The organism is Weissella paramesenteroides ATCC 33313 (assembly GCF_000160575.1).
Classification (GTDB): Bacteria; Bacillota; Bacilli; order Lactobacillales; family Lactobacillaceae; genus Weissella; species Weissella paramesenteroides.
In genome coordinates this window covers 188,200-205,735 of the sequence record NZ_GG697128.1, presented here as the reverse complement: position 1 = coordinate 205,735, position 17,536 = coordinate 188,200, and the positions used below count along the sequence as shown (strand labels likewise).

At 33.9% G+C, this 17,536-nt stretch carries 21 protein-coding genes; 15 read left to right on the top strand and 6 right to left on the bottom strand.

From position 1 onward, the window contains the following. The first annotated feature begins 866 nt into the window (after positions 1–866). From HMPREF0877_RS10055 to HMPREF0877_RS00960, 3 genes are all read left to right on the top strand, one after another. Positions 867–1,007 (top strand): hypothetical protein, encoded by a 141-nt coding sequence (locus tag HMPREF0877_RS10055; RefSeq protein WP_002827227.1) that lies wholly within the window; start codon positions 867–869, stop codon positions 1,005–1,007. Between the two features lie 354 nt (positions 1,008–1,361). After that, complete coding sequence (locus tag HMPREF0877_RS00965; protein ID WP_040760148.1) at positions 1,362–1,679, top strand: hypothetical protein; 318 nt, start codon at positions 1,362–1,364, stop codon at positions 1,677–1,679. Further along, entirely contained in the window at positions 1,676–2,368 is a 693-nt protein-coding gene (locus HMPREF0877_RS00960; protein ID WP_002827225.1) for a hypothetical protein, read from the top strand. Before HMPREF0877_RS00965 ends, HMPREF0877_RS00960 begins: the two co-directional genes overlap by 4 nt. A gap of 102 nt (positions 2,369–2,470) precedes the next feature. Here HMPREF0877_RS00960 and HMPREF0877_RS00955 read toward each other — a convergent pair whose 3' ends face one another. The 3 genes from HMPREF0877_RS00955 to HMPREF0877_RS00945 all read right to left on the bottom strand — a co-directional run bounded on the left by HMPREF0877_RS00955 (position 2,471) and on the right by HMPREF0877_RS00945 (position 4,242). Beyond that, positions 2,471–3,004: a hypothetical protein gene (locus tag HMPREF0877_RS00955; RefSeq protein ID WP_002827224.1), complete on the bottom strand. Its 534-nt coding sequence runs from the start codon at positions 3,002–3,004 to the stop codon at positions 2,471–2,473. A gap of 249 nt (positions 3,005–3,253) precedes the next feature. After that, on the bottom strand, positions 3,254–3,616 hold the full coding sequence (locus tag HMPREF0877_RS00950; RefSeq protein ID WP_002827223.1) for a hypothetical protein: 363 nt from the start codon (positions 3,614–3,616) through the stop codon (positions 3,254–3,256). Positions 3,617–3,654: 38 nt separating this feature from the next. Beyond that, on the bottom strand, positions 3,655–4,242 hold the full coding sequence (locus HMPREF0877_RS00945) for a site-specific integrase (protein ID WP_040760146.1): 588 nt from the start codon (positions 4,240–4,242) through the stop codon (positions 3,655–3,657). Between the two features lie 79 nt (positions 4,243–4,321). Between HMPREF0877_RS00945 and HMPREF0877_RS00940 the strand changes: the two genes are divergently transcribed. After that, positions 4,322–4,603 carry a type II toxin-antitoxin system Phd/YefM family antitoxin gene (locus HMPREF0877_RS00940; protein ID WP_040760144.1) on the top strand — a complete coding sequence of 94 codons (282 nt, stop codon included), beginning with the start codon at positions 4,322–4,324 and terminating at the stop codon, positions 4,601–4,603. Beyond that, entirely contained in the window at positions 4,600–4,953 is a 354-nt protein-coding gene (locus HMPREF0877_RS00935) for a type II toxin-antitoxin system YafQ family toxin (RefSeq protein ID WP_002827220.1), read from the top strand. The genes HMPREF0877_RS00940 and HMPREF0877_RS00935 overlap by 4 nt, the downstream gene beginning before the upstream one ends. 368 nt (positions 4,954–5,321) lie before the next feature. Here HMPREF0877_RS00935 and HMPREF0877_RS10325 read toward each other — a convergent pair whose 3' ends face one another. Together HMPREF0877_RS10325 and HMPREF0877_RS00925 are read right to left on the bottom strand one after the other, a co-directional pair. Further along, positions 5,322–5,570 carry a hypothetical protein gene (locus HMPREF0877_RS10325; RefSeq protein ID WP_002827219.1) on the bottom strand — a complete coding sequence of 83 codons (249 nt, stop codon included), beginning with the start codon at positions 5,568–5,570 and terminating at the stop codon, positions 5,322–5,324. 261 nt (positions 5,571–5,831) lie between these two features. After that, positions 5,832–6,734 carry a helix-turn-helix domain-containing protein gene (locus HMPREF0877_RS00925; RefSeq protein WP_002827218.1) on the bottom strand — a complete coding sequence of 301 codons (903 nt, stop codon included), beginning with the start codon at positions 6,732–6,734 and terminating at the stop codon, positions 5,832–5,834. A 150-nt stretch (positions 6,735–6,884) separates the two neighbouring features. On the opposite strand from HMPREF0877_RS00925, the gene HMPREF0877_RS10050 reads away from it, so the two are divergent. The 7 genes from HMPREF0877_RS10050 (at position 6,885) to HMPREF0877_RS00895 (ending at position 14,772) form a co-directional block, all read left to right on the top strand. Further along, positions 6,885–7,025, top strand: coding sequence for a hypothetical protein (locus tag HMPREF0877_RS10050; RefSeq protein WP_002827217.1), 141 nt, complete (start codon positions 6,885–6,887; stop codon positions 7,023–7,025). A gap of 97 nt (positions 7,026–7,122) precedes the next feature. Next, positions 7,123–8,370 (top strand): MFS transporter, encoded by a 1,248-nt coding sequence (locus HMPREF0877_RS00920; protein WP_040760141.1) that lies wholly within the window; start codon positions 7,123–7,125, stop codon positions 8,368–8,370. A gap of 50 nt (positions 8,371–8,420) precedes the next feature. Then, positions 8,421–10,817 carry a thiopeptide-type bacteriocin biosynthesis protein gene (locus HMPREF0877_RS00915; protein ID WP_187359851.1) on the top strand — a complete coding sequence of 799 codons (2,397 nt, stop codon included), beginning with the start codon at positions 8,421–8,423 and terminating at the stop codon, positions 10,815–10,817. Then, positions 10,807–11,670, top strand: a complete 864-nt coding sequence (locus HMPREF0877_RS00910) for a hypothetical protein (protein ID WP_002827213.1) — start codon at positions 10,807–10,809, stop codon at positions 11,668–11,670. The genes HMPREF0877_RS00915 and HMPREF0877_RS00910 overlap by 11 nt, the downstream gene beginning before the upstream one ends. After that, a complete protein-coding gene (locus HMPREF0877_RS00905) occupies positions 11,652–12,572 on the top strand; it encodes a hypothetical protein (RefSeq protein WP_002827212.1) in 921 nt (306 codons plus the stop codon). The genes HMPREF0877_RS00910 and HMPREF0877_RS00905 overlap by 19 nt, the downstream gene beginning before the upstream one ends. Continuing rightward, positions 12,556–13,692, top strand: a complete 1,137-nt coding sequence (locus HMPREF0877_RS00900) for a YcaO-like family protein (protein WP_002827211.1) — start codon at positions 12,556–12,558, stop codon at positions 13,690–13,692. Before HMPREF0877_RS00905 ends, HMPREF0877_RS00900 begins: the two co-directional genes overlap by 17 nt. A 9-nt stretch (positions 13,693–13,701) precedes the next feature. Further along, entirely contained in the window at positions 13,702–14,772 is a 1,071-nt protein-coding gene (locus HMPREF0877_RS00895; RefSeq protein ID WP_002827210.1) for a hypothetical protein, read from the top strand. A 253-nt stretch (positions 14,773–15,025) separates the two neighbouring features. Here the strand turns inward: HMPREF0877_RS00895 and HMPREF0877_RS00890 are convergent, their stop codons facing one another. Beyond that, entirely contained in the window at positions 15,026–15,418 is a 393-nt protein-coding gene (locus HMPREF0877_RS00890; RefSeq protein ID WP_040760137.1) for a helix-turn-helix transcriptional regulator, read from the bottom strand. Between the two features lie 119 nt (positions 15,419–15,537). Here HMPREF0877_RS00890 and HMPREF0877_RS09770 point away from each other — a divergent pair, with 119 nt between their 5' ends. The 3 genes from HMPREF0877_RS09770 to HMPREF0877_RS00875 all read left to right on the top strand — a co-directional run. After that, positions 15,538–15,960: a hypothetical protein gene (locus HMPREF0877_RS09770; protein WP_002827207.1), complete on the top strand. Its 423-nt coding sequence runs from the start codon at positions 15,538–15,540 to the stop codon at positions 15,958–15,960. 167 nt (positions 15,961–16,127) lie between these two features. Next, positions 16,128–16,532, top strand: a complete 405-nt coding sequence (locus tag HMPREF0877_RS00880) for a hypothetical protein (RefSeq protein ID WP_002827206.1) — start codon at positions 16,128–16,130, stop codon at positions 16,530–16,532. A gap of 233 nt (positions 16,533–16,765) precedes the next feature. Then, positions 16,766–17,536: peptidoglycan-binding domain-containing protein (locus HMPREF0877_RS00875; protein ID WP_002827204.1), on the top strand; the 771-nt coding region annotated here is incomplete at its 3' end.

Genomic DNA, 17,536 nt, shown 5'->3' with positions numbered 1-17,536 from the left:
GAGAGTGCTTTTTATTAGTAATACCTTGTCGGGCTTGCCGGCCCACTTGGTGTGACTTGATGTGCCGAATCACATCAAGATTTATACTTTAAAGTATACCATATCTGGACACAGTGTAAACTAAAATGAACACGATATGAACACAAAAAGTATACGGGGAACCCCGACAAAGACGATTACAACGGACTTTGTGGATCTTGATGAGAGAACCACAAAGTCTTTTTCTTTGCCGGGAATTAGTGTTGCCCGTTATCCAACCAGCGTATCACTCACGCAGCTAAAAAGAAGCCTAGGCGGGAACTAGGACGGCAAGTGAAGACCCTTACTGTATGCTCCATGGACAGTATAAAGAGAGAAATGGAGAAGAGATCTTGATTAGTCCAGGCATGGAATAGCTAGTTAGGGTCCGGTTACGGGTTGCGCCGTAATGAAGACATAAAGCCTGCGGAAAAACTGATTCAGTAATGAATCGAAGTCAGTAGTCCTAGTCTTGTGTAAGGGGTTAAACAGTTACCAAATAACAAAAGTTGTGTTGCTCAAACGCATTGAGCGACCATTTTAAAGCATGTGTCGGGTAATCGGGCATGCTTGGTTATTAAACAACGTCAAAACACAAGCAAATGGGTTGTAAGGGATAGTTTGCACATAATCTACTGTGACGAAAGTCAGTCGTTATGAGATGCACATAATGAATTTCACCAATTGCCCCATTTAGGGGAAGTTGGTGGAGTGTCGAGAGAGAGCTTTGCGAGCTGGTCATAACGATTAACTGATAGACTAGTATGTTATTCTGGGGGCGTGGGGTTTAAGGATGAGTCTCGTTTGATCAAGTACTGATTTATTTTTTTAAAGGTTGGTGGTATTTTATGCGAAAGTTTCGTTATAAATTGGGACAATTTTTTCAACAACTTTGGGAGCAGACATGGTTGTCTGAAATTGTCGGTTTTTTGTCAGTTGGTGTGGTGTCTATTTGGGAGTTTTTGCGAAAATTGCGCTTGAAAAAGTAAGAGCTAGTAACTTGTTAATGGTAACAGGTTGCTAGCTTTTTTGTTGGTTTTCATTGGGTGGGGCATTTTTACATTGAGTTAATCATTAGTTTTATACTGTGGGCATAGTTAGTCTTAGACTGAGTATTTAATTAGTTGGCTAGTTATTAAATAGCTAGTTGGTCGTTAGTTTAGGGTTAGTTGGATATGTAGTTAATGATTAGTTCAATCATTAGGAATGGGTGATTTTTTAATTTGTGGTGATATCGTTTGAAATCCCCGCACAGCGGGGTTCTAGCACATCGTGGTAGGATTGCCCCTTAACCTGTTTCTGATTGTGGTCTGATCTGAGGTCTTTTAGCGGAGGTTTTATTGGTGGAATCGATTTTAATTCGTGGCTTAACACCAGAAATGGTGAGTTTGTTAAATGATGAGGCCGCACGTAATCAGGTGTCTCGTAATACGTTATTAGTTAGTATGATTAGTTACTTTACGAAGACGGTTAAACTGACGAATGCAACGGAAGTGTTATTAGAGCCGATTGATGATGTGAATCGGCATTTAGAGACGTTAGCGGCTGTGCAACGTGAATCATCTGTTGCGATTGGGCATGACATTCGGGTCTTAGCAGAGCAGATTAATTTGATGATTAAGTATATGTATGATGATAATGTTGGGGGGATTTCAGAATGAGTACATTAAAAGAGTTTAGAGCAGCTTTGGCGTTGAAGAATGAACGGCGTACCCGATATTTACGCACAGAATTTGCGAAAGCTGATAAGCAGGAAAAAAAGAAGGCCGAAATAGAGAATGAAGTGCGTGGTATCTTGCGCGTGAGGGATATTTTAGAGCATGATCCTACCGCAACAGATCAGCAACCAAAACAGATTGCCGTTTCAACTAGTGAACGAGAAATTTGGTATCGTGAGGCTTTAAAAGCTTGGTTAGCTAAACACCCAGAAGTTGGTGTTGAACCAGATAATAATGCGGGCTTGTATCGGTTTGCTTTAGAATTTTTTGTTAATCAGGTGGTTTTGAATGTGAAGAATACGACGTTATCTTATGGTGAGCTGTTAGATGCGATTGGCAGTTTAAATGAGCCAGATCCAATCTTAGCCGATATTAATTTTCAACTTGAAACGAAGATTGAAGACATCAAAGAACTGGTGTCGTTTATTGCAGCTATGCAATATTTGGAAAATGTCACGTCATTTGGTCCAGCTCGCCAAATTGATGATGTAATCCAATCAGATATTCGTTCCGAGTTTGATGAATCTAGTCAATATTCCAAAGACTTTGCAGCTTATCAAGAACGGCGTAAAGCTGACCTACTGAATAAAAAGCATCGTCGTGCTGGCGATGGATTAGAGTTTAAGCATTAACTATTTTATGTTTAAACTTGGTTGTATGAATAGAGATAAAAAATAAAGTCTTCTTACTGAAAACTACGACTATCAGTAAGAAGACTTTATTTTTTATCTTGTTTAGTTCCAGAATTGCCACCATTTTTTAGGCGCTTTTGTTGTTTCGTTTTGATTATTAGAATTAGTTGGTTCAGTTACTGTATTTTCTTTTACTGTATCTTCAGTTTTTGGTTGTTCTATTTTTTGTAATTCTTTGATCTTTTTCTCTGCCATTAGTTGCAATTGTTGTGATTGATCTAGTAGTTTTGTTAGACTATCTATTTGTCGGTCTTTGCTAGCAATTTGTTTGTCTTTGGTGGCAAATTGTTTGTCGCGTTCGCTTTTTAAATCTTCTATCTGTGCCTCTAAAGATAGTATTAGAGCTGCTGAATTATCTTTTGTTTCTTTGTTATCTTTGTCAGTGTTTGTTGTGTTGTTAGTCGACAAAGTCTTTGTCACTTTGTTACGTATGATTTCTTCTGTATGTTGATTGATTACGTTTCTTCCGTTGGTGTCTTTTTGCTGATCCTTTGGTGATAATCTTTGGTAGTGGTATTGAATAGTTTGTTTTGACACATTTAGCTCGTTTGCCAATTCTCTTATTGTTTTTGTCACTATTTTTGTACCTTCCTGATTATGGATTATTTTTATGTTATTTTAGTTTAATTATATGCGAATACTTAAAATTTAAAAGTATGTAAGAATTTTTGAATAACTGTATGAATATTTAATAGTCAGCAGAAACTAAAATATAGTTTCAATGCGCACTTACACCCTTGACATACGTCAAGGGCTAAACAATTTAAAATAAATTGTTCTGTATTTTGGTATGAGAAGGCTGCGCCAACTTAATGAAAATGAGGGTTAGTTATCAATCACGTTTCTAAGAATCCAGTGGCTATATGCTAGACGGTTTCCGCGGGTAATTAACCAAGGATGATTGATTTCAAAAATTTGAATATCAGTTTCAAGATATAAAGTCACTTTACCTTGGTTAAATGTATAAACTGGTTGCGGGAAATCAGGTTTATTAACTGCTTGATGCACACTTTGTCTTGAGTTCATGTCCCAACGCTGTTTTAGATCACTTCGTGATAATAAAGTTGGTAAGTGATCTTTTTCATTTTGGGCATAAGTGGTCATTTTTCTTGTAAAAGATGCTTTTGTCTCGTTAGCATGCCAATCTTCAAATAATTCATGGTAATACTTAGTAAAGTCAATGTTCATAGTTAAGCTCCTTTCAGTTGGTTGAACAGTCTCGAATATTAACCAAAGTCAATGTTATCTAACATAGCTTCGGTGCTGGCTTGATCCAACCCTAAATAGGCTAAGGTCATAGCTTCACTACTGTGGTTTAACAGGTGCATGACTAAGCCGATATTGTAGTTTGATTGGATATAGACACGATAAGCGCCAGTTTTACGCATGGTGTGAGTGCCTAGATAATTGATATTTAAGAGATCACCAACTTTAGCCATGATTTTATAGAATTGTTTTTCGGTAATATGTTGGTCAGGATGTTGAGTTGAAGGAAATAACCAGGTGGAAACTAAGTTTTGTTGTATTAGCCACTGTTGGTATTGGATTAAGTCATTTTGAATGGGCTTTAAGTAAAGGGTATTGGCTTTACCGGTTTTTTTATCGTGAATAAAAGCTGTTTGTTTCACAGTACCATCCGGATTAAAAACGTCTTGTTGTTTGAGGCGCATAACATCACTAACCCGTAGTAGTGTGGCTTTACCTACTTGAAAGATCGTGTAATTACGTTGACCGGCTTTGAAACTATCTAATAGGGTATTTTGGACGTCTTTGAGGACGTTGGTGTCTTTGATGGGTAGGACAATTTGTTGCATGTTTTTCTCCTGAAGTTTATTTTTTGATATTTTGTACAAAATAATGTACAATATTAAGTACAAAAGGAGGGCGACAATAATGACATTAGCATTAACACAAAGCGATTTCCGCGCTAACCTCAAAGAATATTTAGATAAAGTAAATAGCGAAGAAGAAACGGTCTATATTGCACGTTCAAATCAGCGAGCCGTAGCCGTTATTTCACAAGAAAAAATGGAATGGTTAGAGAGAGCCTTAAAAGCGAAGGAAGGTTCATTAGAATATGCAGTAGCACGTGATCAACTAATTCAACGACATGTGCTACCTGATGATGACATTGTTGAATCAAATGATGAGTATTGGAATCAATTTAAAGCATGAAAAAATTAAGATTTAAACCACGTGCCACCTTTAATGCGGATCTAAAACGGTTGGCTATGCTTGATCAGACCATAGTAGATGAAGTTCGAGCAGCAATCGACCTGTTACTTGAACAGCAACAATTGCCATCTGAGTTTGGCGACCATGAACTGCAACGACGAATGACTGGATATAACGAATTTCATTTGCGAGATACGCCTAAAAATAAAACGCCAAATGACATCAATGATGTTTTGGTAGTTTATACGATTGATCAAGATGAATTAGTGTTAATTGGTATCCGAGTTGGATCGCATGATCGGTTGTTTCCTGGTCAAAACCAGTCAAAAAGTTATCGAAAAAATGATTAATTAAAGTAGCTATTAATCATAATAAAACTAAAATAACCCCTCATCTCATTAGTATAGAGATGAGGGGTTATTTTAGCAAGATTTTCGAGGGGTGATTTGTCAAAAATAACCCCTATAATTATTAATTTTAATTAGTTAGTTTTTCAGAAATAAAATATAATTAGAAGCTTTGCAACTTATTTTATTTGGTAACTCATTGCATAATCATCAATGTATAACTGTTGATTATGATATTTCTCGCTAACGATAGTAAAACTATTTTTGGTATAAAACTCTTTAGCTGAAGCTCGTACATTAACCTTAATTTGTGTGAAACTGCTTTGCCTTAGATCTGCAATTGTGAATTTTAGCAAGCGTGTACCCAGACCTTATTTTTGAAAATGCGTCTTAACCGAAAAAGCGGTCAAGTGTGCCACATAGGATTGTTCAGCATAAACGCTGAGTGTTGCTAATAATTTATCATCTACTATCGAACCATAAAAATCGTTATCCATTTCAATTTCTAAATCATTCAAAGAAATTGTTTTGCCAATTGGTTGTCTTAGAATTGCATCGCGTAGTTGCAAATTTTGTTGGTAATATTTGTGGTCTGAACTATGAAATTTAACTATTTTCATCTCAACCCTTCTCTCAAAGAAGTTTTACGCTACTGATAAACAATTCCTGTGACCGTTAGCGATTCTATTTCTACAAATGGGAAAAGGGTTCTGTATATTTCCTCTTGCATCAATAAACGGAAATGTGTGAATATCAGCTTTTTTAAATATTTAAGTATAAGGGTTATTTGAATTTTATGAATACGGTCCCGCTAAAATTTGTTGAATGATGTCATTTTTATCAGTATACAAATACTTTAGTCTGGTAGGTCCAGCAGATAATTAGGGAATATGTTTGTGACTACAGCTTGAAAAATTATTCAAATATTTTTGATAATACAAGCCGATTGATTGATTGTCATCAAGTAGGTTGATTATTTCAATTGCCTTTTGACATTGATGTATGCCATTTTTATGTCCAGATATAATCTGTAAGATGCCCTTGTAAAATAGTAGTTTAGTTTTAGTACTATAGTGAACTTGGTGTGAACTTTTAATAACCATGCCTAAATGTTCTATGGTACGGTGAGCAGAACTAAAATCGGAGTAATCAATGAACATTAATATTAACTGACTGATAATTTGAAAAATCAGTTCAGTATGCATACTTTCAGTTGTTTGTCTGTCCAGTTTTTTAAATAGATCGTCGACAAAAACAGATGCTGTCTGTAGAGGGAGCTGTCTTATTGTACCCGCAAGAAGCATCAAATCATACTGATACCAAATGTCGATGTTAAAAAGATGATCACTCAATTTTTTGATTTTATACTTAGACAAATTGGTTGAGGTGAAATTGTTAATTTGTGCTTCAGTAATAAGCGCTAAGTGTTCATATGAGGATCCTCTTGTTTCATGATGTAAGTTTTGATACATATGTAATAATGTGATTAATTCAGGAAGGTTCTGCGAATAGCTTGCTGACTTAATAGTATGATACGCAGTTGTAAATTCTAGATAAGTATTTAAATCCGTTTCGTTTGTAAATTCAGTAAAGGAAACATCTAGTTTGTTCAATAAAATGTATAAACGGTCCAAACTAATACCGCTTTCACCGTTCTCGACACGGGATAAAAATGATGGGGACAAACCAATATCTGAAAAATCTGATAAGGATAGTTTCTTATTTTTTCTCATTTTATGCAACGCATTTCCAACTTTTATTCTTCTATTATTAAAATCGCCCATATAAATCTCCTTTTTAATTGCAAATATTCACATTATTCTCTCATTATAATATAACATTGTATAATGAGTGCATCAACGTGAAACAAACATAACGTTGATGTAACAATTGCTAGTATTGGGAAGTTTGGTATCAACCAGGAGGAACTTATCATGGAACAGAAGATGATTCAAAAATTGCAATCAATGGGACTTGAAGCAGAGTTAACGACAGTGGATACTCTGCTGGATGAATTGGGAGCCAGTATTGGTAATAATTCGTGTTCAGTAGTTGTTCCCAGAGAGGGTGATTAAAGTTACAAGATTGAAGTTGTGAAACAGACTTTTGAAAAAATACTATCAGTATTTTTTCAAATACATAAATTTTGTTGGGGAGCAAGGAGATTTTGGGATGAAGTTATTACTTAACAACCGTGTTTTTAGAAGTTTAGCATTTTCCAATATATTGAATATTTTAGGCACGACGCTCTTCAATTTTGCTTTTATTGTTTATATTAATAAAGTCGAACATGCAGAAATTTGGATTACAGTTATATCGATATTGAATTGGGTTCCGATTCTCATGGGGGCATTAACTGGGGATATTGCAGATCATACAAAGCATAAGATAAAAGCTTTTGCTATAATTCGCTGGGTCCAAACAATTATATATATTATTGTTGCTTTAATTATCCAGCAACCAACGATATTGTTTATTGCAATTATGCTATTTTTAAATGTTTTGTCGGATTTTTTTGGGGGGGTTCGCTCGGGTATTTACAACCATTTATTAAAGGCCAACTTGGAAGGTGATGAATTTCAAGAAGCGGCAGGGTTTTCTCAAAGCATGAGCGTTTTAATTGATCTAGTCGGTGGTGGTATGGGTTTGGCATTACTCGCTTTAGTTAATAATAATTTTTCATATTTTGCTATTTTAAATGCGGCGACGTTTGCTTTGTCTGGACTAATTGTATTTTTGTCGCGGAAACAGATTAGAGAACCAGAAAAAAATCAAACAGGTAATCAACAAACACAAAACTTATCAAATTTTATGAAGCGTATGCTATTAGGCATTCAAGAAATACGAAAATTACCGGGGATTAAATCTGTTTTGTCATATTTGATTGTAATCAATGGATTAGGGGCGTCAACAAATGTATTGTTTGTTTTATCGCTACGTAATCATGTGGTGTTATGGAATTTTAATTTTAGTGAAATGTTTTTCTTAGTTACTTCAACTTTTTCAGTTGCTATGTTTGTGAGCTCCTTATGGACATATGATGTGTTTAAGCGCTTGGTTTTATCACATTTGCTATTTATTCATTTGCTTGTTCAATTTGCTATGTCAATAGCATTTTTATCTGGAAATGGCGAGATGATTGTTGTTGGAGTTGCAGCACTAGGATACACGCTAGCTAAATTATCGCCAAGATTCTATGGTAATTTAATGCGAAATTTGGGGAATACGCAAATTGGCATGGTATTAGGATTAATTAATTCTGTGTCATTAACTTTGCCGGTTGTGATGATTGCTTTTTTTGGATCTATATCTTCAGCTGTTGGTGTTCAATTTGCTTGGGGAATTTATGCGCTATTGACTATTATGTTATTTATACCGCTTATTATTTTGCGTAAAAGTATTAATTCTTTTGAAAAGTAGGAGGTGATAGGATGCGAGGTGGAGTTTTTAAAAGGCATAGTAATTTAACATTGAAACAGGCACGAGACTTCTATTTACTAAATAATGATGCCCAAAAACAGCAGGTTGATAAATTTTTACTAGATAATTATCATCAATCCGATATCGCACGATTTGGTAAATTTTTACGAATGACTAGCAAAACAACAGTACGCAATGATTTTGGAACTTTTAATAACAAGCGTGATGTTATTGCAGATAAAGAAAATTTACACCAAGAAATACAACAAATGCATGAAAAAATTTTTGAAGATTGGAAAAATGAAAATGAGACTTTATGGTTGTCCGACCGTGTTGTGAATAATGAAGTTAATTTTGAGTTTGACGCCTATATTGCAGTTGATGAAGAAAATGCAATGCCATTTGTAGTAGCAAAACAATCAATGTTAGGGCAATTCTTAGTCAGAGCAATTGATGGAGTCAACAGCCAAGATGAATTTCATCATGATGAAATCGTTAATTTTTTAATTCGAAAGGGTTTACTGGTTGCTAAAAACAGCCAATCAATGGCTGAGCTAACAGCAAAAATAAAAGAAAAACAGGTACCACAGTCCACAAAGGCAAGTAAAGAAAAAATTGAATATTTGGGTAATCTTAATCGTGTTGTAACAATACTAAGAAAAGTACAATACATAAATAGACAACATACATTAATTGGCACTTGGGTTAAACATTTTACTGATCAATATGGAGAAAGGCACAAGGTTGATTTAAAAGAAGCCTATCAAAATTATAATGAATTTCGAAAAAAAAATAATTTGATAAAAACTATCACGCCAATTGATTGGATACCTATAAATCAAATGTTTAATGACATTGTCGAATTGACCGATCAAGATTTACAGAAAATAGAGCAAAAGTTGAATGTAGCAAATAATGATTTATTTAAAATAAAGTTAACAGTTGGTGTGGAAGAACGACAAAAGGGTAACGCTGAACTAATTGGTTTGTTTTCGGTCGCTGAAAATGCATATCTAACAGCATACACAAATTATTTTGTTGCGCAACAGCCCAAAATGTTTTATGCAATTGATGTGGTGGCAAGTTATGCGCCAGAATTAGGCATGTATGCAACGAATTCTGAAAATAAGATAAAAATGAGTTCACTAACAAAAAATGAAAGTGATTTGCAAGTTTCTGATTTATCAATTGTTGTTGTCAAGGGAGAGCTAGTTATTATTAATCGAAATGATAATCAGTGTGTCATTCCCTATAATCCAACAGCCATCTCTTATGATTATGATGTTGAAAGTGGACTCGCACATTTTTTACAGTCTTTGTCAAATTATATGTTGAATCTGCCAAATTCAAACATCTATTTGCCTGCCATTAGGGCTAATTCATTTATACCAGAGATTCGATATAAAAACATAATTATTGCCCCCAAAACTTGGCAAATAGTTACGTCAAAAATTCAGAACAAGAATCAAGCAGAAGGGTTAATTGATCAATTACGAATGCATAAAGTAGTACCGAATCTGTTTAGCATATTAGAAAACGGTCAAAAATTCCCAATCAACTTAAATAGTCCAATCGGTCAATGTTTGTTAGAAAAAAGTTTAATTAAAAAAAATTTTATTTATATTGTACAAGATGTAGAGTTAGAATCATCCGATGCGTTAAGAAACAATACTTTTGTATCAGTTACAACGGGTACTAGAAAAATTGAAAATAATTTTGAACCTATGTTTAATTATCCGAAAATTCCTAATTTGGATTGGAAAACCATTGTGATTGTTGTACGTAAACAGAACATAGATGCAGTGTTGGATGAAATGTTGTCCTACGCTAAAACACGGATTAATCGTTATTTTTTTGTTAGATATGTTGATACAATAGGCTGGCAAATTCGATTACGTATACCAATTTCATCTGAAAACGTGTCGTCGATTGCACGTGATAGTATGTCGTTTTCTGGTGTTAGTGAAGTATTGATTAGACAGTATTTTCCGGAGAAAAGCCGTTATGGTGATGAATTGATATCAAATGCGGAATCAGTGTTTGTGGCAGAATCGGTGCAAACTAAGACAGTTCAGCAAGTTTTAAATCAGTTCTCAATTGATGAAAAAATATTGTTGGTAGCATTTGACTTATATAGATGGAAATTTAATTTTAATAATTTAGAAATGGTTTTACATCAAAGTAAATTATTTCAAGGAAATATTGCAAATATTTTAGAAGGATTGCAAGAGTTAAAACAAGTGACGCAGGATGTAAATCAGCTAACTAATGAGTATATCGAAAAACTTATAGAAAAATATAATAATTCTTATGCTCAAGAAGTGTGGCGTTCATTGCTACACATGCGCATTAATCGTTGGATTGGCATTAATCGTACAATTGAAAATAACATGTTAGTAATTTTTTTTAAGATTATGAGGAAGGTACACATTACTAATGAAGTTTAAAAATAATAAACTTATCTTGAATGAAAAGTATTCATTAACAAAATCAGTTGTACGTATGGCTAGATTGACATCTGCAGGCTATATTAGTCGTGCATACGATGGAACCCACAGGATACAAATTGAAAATTTAACAAATCAAGAAATCAATGACGCCTTGAGCATGTTTAAAAATGAAAATATTGACATGATTACATCTGAGGAACGAATTTTTCAAAATCAATACCAGATGGAATTAGTGCGTAAATTACATCGTATTTTTTTCGAACGATTTGAATCAAAGTATTTTACATCAGTCAAAATCATAGATATTTTCCCTGTTGTTAATTTTGTTGCGAAGTCTTTGGACAATCAAGGTGTTCTTGGATATGAGGGAACACAGTCACATCTTTCTCATTTATGGGCATACATGGTAGGGAGATTAGATAAAAAGCGCCGTGTTGAATTTTTAGATTTTTTAGAACGTTATTGTCAACAATACATGAATCGATTTTCTGATTTAGAAGAATGGTCGGAAATTTTGACGGTGTTGCCAAATGTGAAGCAGGGAGTAAAAACCGGTGGAATTACATTTTGGAGTCCATATCAATTTAATCCTAATAACTATGCCACAGCATTGCATAAGGCGACATATGCGAACCAAACAAAAGTTGATTTAATTTCCCATAATGCGGTTTTAATATTTAATCGCTGGTATATCAATATTTTATATGAAAACCTAACCCTATTAAACTTGAACATTATTGATAAATATATTTTGAATTATGCTATTGCATCACAACGGTATGATATTCGTAAGTCGATTGAGTATTATCATGAATTTGGAAAGGAGCGCATATGGGAACTTGGAGAATAAACCGGGAATTTTTCATTACAGAAACAGAAAAATTTATGTATTTTCATCATGGTGAATTGAATCTGAAGATTCCTTTTTCCGATACACAACGGCAAGAAATTCAGAAACTACTATCGCAACAAACTTATTTAGATGACAAAGAGATTAATGGCATTTCAAATGATATCAAGCAATTTCTCATCACAGTTGGTATTTTGATAAAAATAAAAGATCTACCAGTTACTATTAATCGTAAAACAAAAATAGGATTTGAACTAGGAAGAAAAATTTTAAATCAAAAAAATATGGCATTTTCTAACGATGAGGGTTTGTTCGTTTATTATTCAGTTGCAAGTGAGGCACTTATTTTTTCGCAATACCAATTGGTTATATTTCAATCTGATGTGACTTCACAACTGATTCAAGCAGTTAATCAAATTTTAGAACATGATATTGAAACATTAAAAAATACTATATCCGAAACAGGCATTGTACTAATCAAATTAAACGATTACACTAGAACATTTATTTCAGTAACAAGAAATTTGAGTGATCATTATTATTTGATGGCTATTGATGAATTACATGTTGAAATTATTCAAGATGTTAAAGAGACATCATTAATTGGGGTTAAAGGGAAACTGTTATCTAGTCCACAGATGGTATATGTATTTGCAGATAATTATGATAATGCAATTGCTAGCATTGTTGGACAATTTGATAGTAATGCCATTTTAGATTACACAATAAAAATAGACGATTTACTTCCCTATAATCAAATATTATCCCCTCTTAATGTGCAGTTAGAATTTCGAGAATCAGGCATAGTAGTCAGTGATAAAAGAAATGGTTCAATTTCTTTTATCAACGAGGAGCAATTACCGGTATTGGTTGGGGAGTTGATATATGACCAAGTTAATTAATTATTTGTGGCATAGACAAATTTTGGCAAAGTCTGAAAAATATCAATATAGACAGATAAACAAACCATACGTGGCAAATTTTTACGCACCAGACCAAATGGGTATTCAAGGATCACATGAAACTTTAGGAAATTTTGATTGGGTCAATCAATCCAAAGCCTTTTATGAGTTCGTTGAACGGACAAGCTCGAAAAGTAGTATGGATGTGAATAATGGCAAAAACATTAATTTTGAGGGATTAGGGTTTGATTGGTTTGTTAATGAATTCCAAGCAGTGAGTCGATATGATATTGCAACTGATTACTTTTCTGGTAACTTACGTCAAGTACCATATATTTTTGGACATTATCTAGATGAGCGGTCATATGATGGGCATGTTTTCAGGGGAAATTCGAATGGGGCTGCTTTAGGTAGTACGTATAAAAAAGCGTTACATAGTGCAACGTTAGAACTTGTAGAACGTGATAAGCTATTGTCCTTTTGGCTGGGGGATAGAGGTAAGTTAATACTAATAGATCATCAATATACTGTTATACCTAAATATGTAAACGGTTATTATGTACAAAGTTTTTTGATTGACGCAGAGCCATTTCAAATTTACCTTGTATGGACAATTTTGGTTAAAGAAGACTCCACCAATGATGAATTTACTAGTTTTAGTGGATTTGGATCAGCATTAGATATTGTTGAAGCATTGGAAACATCATTTTCTGAAGCGCGTAGTTTACAGAACAATCATTTAACTGAAAACAATATTTCTGAAAAAATTAAAAAAACTTTGTCAATTACGGACGGTATCTACGATTTGAACGATCAAATTTATTATTGGGGTTCTGTGCAGGCTTTGCGCGAGTTCCGTAGGATGGTTGCCGGAATTGATACAGTTACCATAGAAGATATACAAAAGGAAAGCGTTAAAAAAGAATTAATGACTATTGTAGAAGAAGCATATCAGGAGTTATGGGTATTAGATCTAACAGATTCAGAACTACAAGAATTGTCCTTGTTTTCATTAAAGGTTTTTTCGCCCAATGCTAAAAATATGTACTTTAAATTGAATATGAGTCGGTTAAAAATGCGCGAAAATGTATTTCGACCAAAAGTGTTTCCATTAGCTTAGGAGAATAAAATGTACTATGACAAATTTGATTTAATTAATGATATCGCTTACTCTAATCTCGAAGTATCTAGTGATCAACATTGTCAAGCTCCAGTATTGAACATTTTTTTGAAAAATGTGTGTAAAGGATTCAATTTGACAAGTTTTCAAAGAGAGATTCTAAAACTGTCTCAAGTTACGAATGTTGGTGAAATGTATGATACACCTTACTTATCTCACAAATCATATCCTTCACCAAGATCATTGTATACGAGCCAGCTATTTATCATCATTGATGGACGATTAATTTCTAGCGACAGTTGGACGGGTGAAATTTTAGAATACTGGTCGGATGATCTACATTTATCAAATGGTGATATAGTAATTATTTCTAATCCAATTAATGATAGTCACTATACAAAATTGCAACTGACATTACGTTTGTTAGAGGTGGGGCATTTAATACAAAACATTCAATTGTTGGACGATGTTTTTTTTAATACAAAATTCATTATAGATAATACTTACGATGGAGTCGTGGTATTAAGGCATTCGCAGCCAGACAAAAACTATATGATGGACGAAATGAAGTTGGAACAGTTTCATCAAGCATTGTTATATCGATATAGTGGTAAATACTTTGGAGGATATTCACTGGCATCTAAACAGTACAAGATGGAACTAGATATAATGAAATTAAATACTGATGGTTTATTGCAAGTGCAAGTATTCGAAAATGATACTGATAATATGTGCTATTTGAACAGAGATAATGGAGTAAGTATTCCATATATTGAGATGAACCGACTATATTCGTTTATGAGTGCAAGATCTATGAATGCATTTTATGTTATTTCCATAAAGCGCAATATATTAGATGCCCGGGGAAATATTGCAGATCATATTCAACAAGTTGGTATGTGCGCGCAAAACATCTTATTACATATAAGTAAACCAGATGTTTTTGCGCGACCGATGAAGCAAATGAATGGTAGGTTTTGGCAAAAATACATAGGTAATGATTGGATACCATTTTATGGTATTTATGCAGGAAGGTATTTACCAGCCTCATTTCCAGGTGCGAAAGTAATCGCGCGCTGACTGAAATTTATCATCTCTATAAAATACTTATGTTCAAATTCTTTCACAGACAAGCATTCATTAGGACTGTTTGCTCCTATTTTATTCATAGACAAGATATAATTACGGGAAAATATTCGATATACTTTATGAAGTGTCACAAAGAAGACACACATTTAAAGAAACTTGACTTCTGTGTCAAATATCGTGAAAAATTTAATTTTGGGGGAACAGTAGCGATTGTAGGGGAAATAGCTACTGCATAGCATAATTACTACCTTGTATGTATAGTGAATTTACTAAGAAATTTGCTGATATTTTGGCTAAATAAGATTAATACTAGTCCAATTATCATAGCAAAAAAGGAAAGCGAGTCCGGTAGGAAAAAGCCAATACAGGTAATAAACATGCCAATTGATATTAGAAGGTTATCAGTTTTGGTTTTAATGATGATTTTCTTTTTTATAGAGGTATCTTCTTTAATCAATTCATCTAAAGAAAGATCGTACAGATTACTTATATCAATCAAGTGATCTATATCTGGCAGAGTTTTATCATTTTCCCAATTTGAAAGTGTTTGACGAGAAATATAAAGTTTTTTGGCCGCTTCTTCTTGTGATATTCCGAGTTCTTTTCGTCTTTTTTTAATTTTATTACTAAGTTCCATAATCTTCTCCTTTGACAAGAATAATGTCATAAAGGACACTAACTGGCTATCAAATAGCTTTTACATGTTAATAAAATAGACATTACAGTGAACCGATTGTTGATGTTGGCGATGGTTATATGATTGGTAAACAAGATTTTGATATTATTGATAGTAAGTGGCAACACCATAAGCAAAATTATAAAACAACTCAATATCCAGTATTAGACGCTGCTAAAATGAAAAATAATCAAAAACAGGCAGAAGCAGCTGTTAAATCACCAGAATCAATTAAATCTGTAGGGCCGCTTATTAATAAACCAGTATCGGCCAATAATGTGAAAGTTTTAAATAAAGGAAAAGGGTATTGGTCGAAACCATTTAGCGGCTCAGGCTGGCAATATGCAGGATTTGCTTTTCAACCACAATATGGTACGGGGGCTTACCTAATGTGGACAACACATGTAGATTCTGGTCGTGTAGGAGATGTATTGCAAGCTAATGATAATTATCAGACTGGTAATTTAAATGGTACGGTCATAAAGCCTGGTCAAGAAAAGTAGGTAACTGGCTACGAAAATAAAACAACATATTATACTTTTCGACCAACATCCGGTACGACATACTATGTGGCTAATATAGATATGTAGAACATAAAATTAAATAAAGAGAAGAGTGTGGTGATTTGAGAAATCCGAGGGTTAAAAAAATATGTAACATATTGGTAGTTATGACGTCACTAATATTAGGTATCAATTTAATAAATTTGTCAGTTCATGCTGATGATGGATTAAAACAAATTGATCCTAAGAAAACATATTTGGATCCCACTGAAGTATATATGGGGGCACCTGATGAAGAAAAAATTATTTTAATGGGTAGCACGAGTTATGTTAGTAACCCAGATAAAAAATATGATTATGTAAATTATAAAGATGGCAAATTTCGTTTAGCTACTACAGCGGGACACATGCGTCGTGTTTTGAAAGAGGCTGGTATTAGTTTACACACGGCACAAACAACGCAACAAGAATCCGTAAGAATTTATCAAATTGGTGTGATACAGGATTTGGAAATTTTCAATAACAATATTAAACTACCGGTCCATTTGGCAAGAACTCTAATGAACAAATAATATTTTAATTAATAAGTAAATAGGTAATTGGTATCCCATAAATTAAAAATTTATGGGATATTTTTATCTAAAATCGAATTGATAAATCAGGATAATCTTAATTTATCGAGATAAAATCATGTACTTTCTTTGTTTGTTAGGTTAAACTTAATTTATTGATTGATCATTTCTATTAGCGCTAATGTTTTGTTAAATCAATTAAACCTAACCTAACTATTTAAGGAGATACTATAATGGATGAGCAAGTCAAGAAAACACAAGAATGGTTAAATAAGACTTATAAAAACGTTAGTGGCTATCAAAAAGTAACTGAAAATGGTCAGACTGGTTGGCCAACAATATATGCGTTACGTGAAGGTTTACAGCATGAAGTGGGTATTAGCCCGGTGGCTTCAGGATTTGGTGAAGCCACTGAAAATGCCGTTAGTAAGGTACTAGGAAAATTAAAGAACGGTTATTCAGGTAATTTAGTTAAATTAATCCAAGGAGCTTTTTGGGCAAAAGGTATCTCACCTAGTGCACTAGATGGTAAGTATACAAACGAAACAACAAGTGCAATTGAAAACTTGCAGCGACAGGCTGGAGTAACAGCAGATGGTAAGATGACCACACAACTCATGAAAGCCTTGTTTGATATGAGCGCATTTGGGTTAGTGTTTGGTGGTACGGAACAAGTCCGTAAGATGCAACAGTATTTGAATGGTAAATACCATAAATACTTTGGTATTCTACCATGTGATGGTATTTATCAACGTGATACCAATACGGCATTGATTTATGCACTACAAGTTGAAATTGGCTTGGCAGGTAGTGCTAATGGTGTCTATGGGCCAGGAACCATTTCAGCTACACCAACGCTAAAGGTAGGTGCCACGGGGGCGGTAGTCAAACTAATTCAATATGGCTTGATGGTTAATGGTTATTATGCCGGTGAAATTGATGGACAATTTACGACTGCTGTTGGTAATCAAATTGAGGCCTTTCGTAAATTCATGAACTTACCA